General features: G+C 36.9%; 5 protein-coding genes. 3 read left to right on the top strand and 2 right to left on the bottom strand.

Annotated elements, in window-relative coordinates; genetic code table 11:
* Window positions 1-352: 352 nt before the first annotated feature.
* Window positions 353-1,252, bottom strand: coding sequence for a DMT family transporter (locus tag DF281_RS14265; protein ID WP_109350925.1), 900 nt, complete (start codon window positions 1,250-1,252; stop codon window positions 353-355).
* Between the two features lie 132 nt (window positions 1,253-1,384).
* Between DF281_RS14265 and DF281_RS14260 the strand changes: the two genes are divergently transcribed.
* From DF281_RS14260 to DF281_RS14250, 3 genes are read left to right on the top strand one after another with little or no spacing between them, the layout of a single operon-like run.
* The gene (locus DF281_RS14260; RefSeq protein WP_109350924.1) at window positions 1,385-2,104 is read left to right on the top strand and encodes an MgtC/SapB family protein; all 720 of its coding nucleotides are present in this window, start codon (window positions 1,385-1,387) and stop codon (window positions 2,102-2,104) included.
* An 18-nt stretch (window positions 2,105-2,122) separates the two neighbouring features.
* Window positions 2,123-3,112, top strand: coding sequence for a cation diffusion facilitator family transporter (locus tag DF281_RS14255; RefSeq protein WP_109350923.1), 990 nt, complete (start codon window positions 2,123-2,125; stop codon window positions 3,110-3,112).
* A 12-nt stretch (window positions 3,113-3,124) separates the two neighbouring features.
* Window positions 3,125-3,844 (top strand): metallophosphoesterase, encoded by a 720-nt coding sequence (locus DF281_RS14250; RefSeq protein WP_109350922.1) that lies wholly within the window; start codon window positions 3,125-3,127, stop codon window positions 3,842-3,844.
* Window positions 3,845-3,882: 38 nt separating this feature from the next.
* On the opposite strand, the gene DF281_RS14245 is transcribed toward DF281_RS14250, so the two are convergent.
* The coding region (locus DF281_RS14245) for a transposase (protein ID WP_146191512.1) at window positions 3,883-4,223 on the bottom strand (341 nt) is incomplete at its 5' end.

Genomic DNA, 4,223 nt, shown 5'->3' with positions numbered 1-4,223 from the left:
AAAAGTGTTTGAAAGCTCATTTGCTTTGCTAGCGTTATCTATGATAACAATTGCTTACCACTAAGTGATAAGACTTTATTGTGATTAACTTCTTGCTTGTTTAGTTTTCAAGGTTCATGTTTTGTTTACGCCACTCGTAAGCGACTTCAATATCTTAACATTATTTAAAAATGATGTCAAGCGTTATTTTAAAATCTTTTTTCGTTGTCGTTTCGTTAACAACTATTTCATCTTATCACTTCTACGTTGCAGTTGTCAATAACTTTCGTAGAATAATTTTTCGCTTTGTTTTAAGATTGTTTCGTTGTTGTCTTGACGACATGTATAAATATAATACATGTCGAAAAGAAAATCAATAGTTTTTCTGAAATAATTTAAATAATTGTTTGAAATCAATTACATATAGAAGAATACCAATGATTACAATCGCTCCACCAATATATTGAGATGATATTAATACTTCACCAAATACTAGGAAAGCCATAATCGAAGCTCCTACTGGCTCAAATAGAATTGCGATCGAAATCGTATTCGCAGAAACATACTTTAAAGCCCAGTTAAATAGATTATGCCCCAACAAGTTCGGTACAATCGCCAGCAATAAGAACCATAGCCAGTTCATTGGATCATCCGTAGTAAATGACTCACCCTTCACCAACATATAAATCGCTAGTGTAACTGCACTCACTGTATAAACGATGATTGTATAAGTAGTTAAACCAATTCGTCTACGAAGATCTTGGCCAAATAACATATAGCCGGTTACTAAAGCACAAGCAATTAGTGCAAGTATATCTCCATAAAAAGCGGTTCCCCCTACTTGGAAATCTCCCCAACTTATTAAGAAACTTCCGCCAATCGCAATAATCATTGCAAGTACACTCTTTAATGTAATCTTCTCTTTAAAGAAAAAGTATGTACCAAAGATTGCAAATAACGGCTGAAGGGTAACTAATACTGTGGAACTAGCTACTGAAGTATATCTCAAAGACTCAAACCAAAGGATAAAGTGGAATGCTAATAGAATTCCAGCAATTGTAGAAAATACCCAATCTCGAGATCTGATTTCCTTCAATTCATGTAGATTGTTTTTCAAGAACAATGGAAGCATTATTAAAACAGATAAAAACATTCGATAAAATGCGATCGTGCCTGACTCTGCTGTAGATAACTTCACAAAGATTGCAGAAGCTGATACAGAGAGTACTCCTATAAAGATTACTAGAAGCGGCGGCATTTTTGGTTGCTCCAACTAATCACCTACTTTACTCTGTAAAAAACTAACTTCACTGTAGTATAATGCAAAAGAATGCACTCTCTTAATTCTACACTATTCTGTAGATTAAGACTGCACTTTTCTAAAAATTTAATGCGAGGTGGGTACATGGGTTTTATTACAGATACGCCCTTCTTAGTGGAATCCTTATTGAAGATGGTCATTGCCGCTTCACTAAGCCTTGGAATTGGCGTCGAAAGAGAACTAAAACGTAAGCCAGTCGGGTTGAAAACCTCATTAGTCATCGCTACTTTCAGTTGTCTTCTTACTATTATATCTGTTCAATCCGTTTTTGAAGCTACACCCGTTCCAGGAATTAATGTCACGATGGACCCTCTACGACTTGCGGCTCAAATTGTAAGTGGTATTGGTTTTCTAGGTGCAGGTGTAATTTTAAAAAGAACTGATGATAGTATTAGTGGCCTTACTACAGCTGCTATGATTTGGGGTGCAGCTGGAATCGGCATCGCTGTTGGTGCTGGATTTTACATCCCTGCAATCGTTGCAGTTCTAATTGTTCTATTCGGTGTAGAAGTAATCGCACCAATCTTCACTCGATTAGGACCGGAGCGCTTACGTATGCAAGAAATCAATGTCATTATACGACTTGAACAGTCGGATGATATCGAAAAAGTAATTGATTATTTGAAAGCGAATGATTTTTTACTGGAAGGATTGATCATTAAAGATACTAGGGATTTAAATCATGATTTAATTCATGAAATCCATATACGCTTTTCTTCACTTCCTGAGCAAGATACTTTAAACATCTATACACGGCTAAAATCACTGCCATTCATCGATGATATCGAAGTATCAATTTTATAAGAAATGAGGCGTTGCAATTTGAAAGATATTTTTCATTTATTAAAAGGTGGTAATAAACCGTCCTTACTAGCGGGTGTCGTGAACTTAATTTTAGGCATTATTAAAGGGATTGCCTTCGTCTTCACCGGAAATGTAGCGATGTTCGCAGAGATGATGCACTCACTTGGCGACTCAGCAAACCAATTTTTCGTATTCATCGGGTCAGCTCTCTCGAAGAAAGCTCCAACGCCTAAGTTCCCTACTGGTTTTGGTCGAGTAGTTAACCTTGTATGTTTAGGCGCCGTCTTAATAGTAGGAATCCTTGCATACGAAACCATTTTGGAAGGGTGGAAACACATACAACACCCCGCTGCATCTACAGGTATCGCCATTACAATTTCCGTTTTAGCGCTAGGTATTATTTTAGAAGGAATCGTCTTATTGAAGGCCGCAAAAGAAATTGTTCATGAAGCTGGACAAACTGCTACAATCTTTACAGTTCTTCCTAAAGCATTTGCCAACTTGAATCATGCGAAACCAGCAACTAAGCTTGTATTTATGGAAGACACTGTCGCAACTTCAGGTGGAATCATCGCCATCATATCTGTACTAATCTCTCATTTTGCAGGTTGGTCTGCAGCAGAAGGGATCGCTTCAATTATCATCGGTGTCATGATGTTCTATGTTGTCGCAAGTGTTTTCCTAGAAAATGCACGCGGAGCAATAGGTGAAACAGATGAAGATATGTTGAATCATATCGCCTACTTAGTTTCAGATGATGAGAATATTCGAGATATCCAACGACTTGAAGTCATTAAAGAAGGTGAAGTACTTCATGTTGAAGTAATGGCAGAAGTAGATCCAACACTTTCCTTCGCTCAAGTTGACGATATAAGGGACCATCTGATGGAAATTTTACTAACGCAAAACAAAGTTGCACGTGTGACAATTTCATTCGATGAAGATGATGGCATTACGAATTGGAGTCATATCGGCGAAAGACCGGATTCATTAAAAACAAAGGATTAAAGGAGAATTTCATTGAAACGCACTTTACTCATTAGTGATATACATGGTGAATTACGACTTTTAGAAGAATTATTGAAGAAAGCAAGCTACTCAGCAGATACAGATCAATTAGTATTACTTGGCGATTACATCGATCGTGGTCCTTCTTCGAAAGAGGTGATTGCTTTAGTACGACAATTGAAACAACAAGGCGCTCATGTTCTAATGGGTAATCACGAACAAATTATGGTCGATGTTTTCACATCTGAGAACAAATACGATTGGGATTTTTGGATTTACACTGCTGGCGGATTGGCGACGATGCGAAGTTACGGATTTTCCGAATCTGATTTAGATCAAGCAGGGACTTTAGACGACTTCTCTCTACAACCATTTTTCACAGGTGAAATCATCGAGGATCTAGAATTTATACGAAACTTAGACAAAGTAATTGAACAAAAGGATTATATATTTGTCCACGCTGGAGTTGAGCCGAATATTCCGCTCAATCAAAACACAAAAAAATCATTACTATGGATTCGAGATGAATTCCATAAAAATTATAAAGGTAATCAAACCGTTGTCTTCGGACATACACCTACCCCTGTACTTCATATGAATCGCCAAAACCATGAAATCTATTTTGGAGAAAATCGCATAATCGGTATAGATGGTGGGGCTGTTTTCAGTGGTCAATTGAATTGTTTAGAATTACCTAGCCAAAAAGTGGCTCTGTGTCAAATGTTGGGGTGAATGAAATTGGGTTTTCAATTTCATTCACCTTTTTTAATTCAGCCCAGATGTAAACCAACCTTTTTGTACTTGATTGCTAATAGTATCTTGGCTCTAAATCGATCAAATCGTTTATAGCCATATGCATTGCGTTTCATAACTTTTGTTTTGTTATTGATACCTTCCAAAAAGCCATTTGAATAACCAAAAGCGAAACTATTTAGTATTTCTGTCTGCCAGTTCTTCATTGTTTTAATGACCTGATTAAATGCAGGGATATCACTCTCTATTACCTTTCGGTAAAAAAGCGATAACCTTTCTTTTATCTCAATCATGTCTGTCGATGTTTTAGCCCAATCAAACCATTCACAATAGGCTTCTTTTAATTCATGTGCGCTTT

The organism is Kurthia zopfii (assembly GCF_003143955.1).
Lineage (GTDB): Bacteria > Bacillota > Bacilli > Bacillales_A > Planococcaceae > Kurthia > Kurthia zopfii.
The sequence above is the reverse complement of the archived record's forward strand: the minus strand, read 5'-3'. Positions and strand labels throughout refer to the sequence as shown.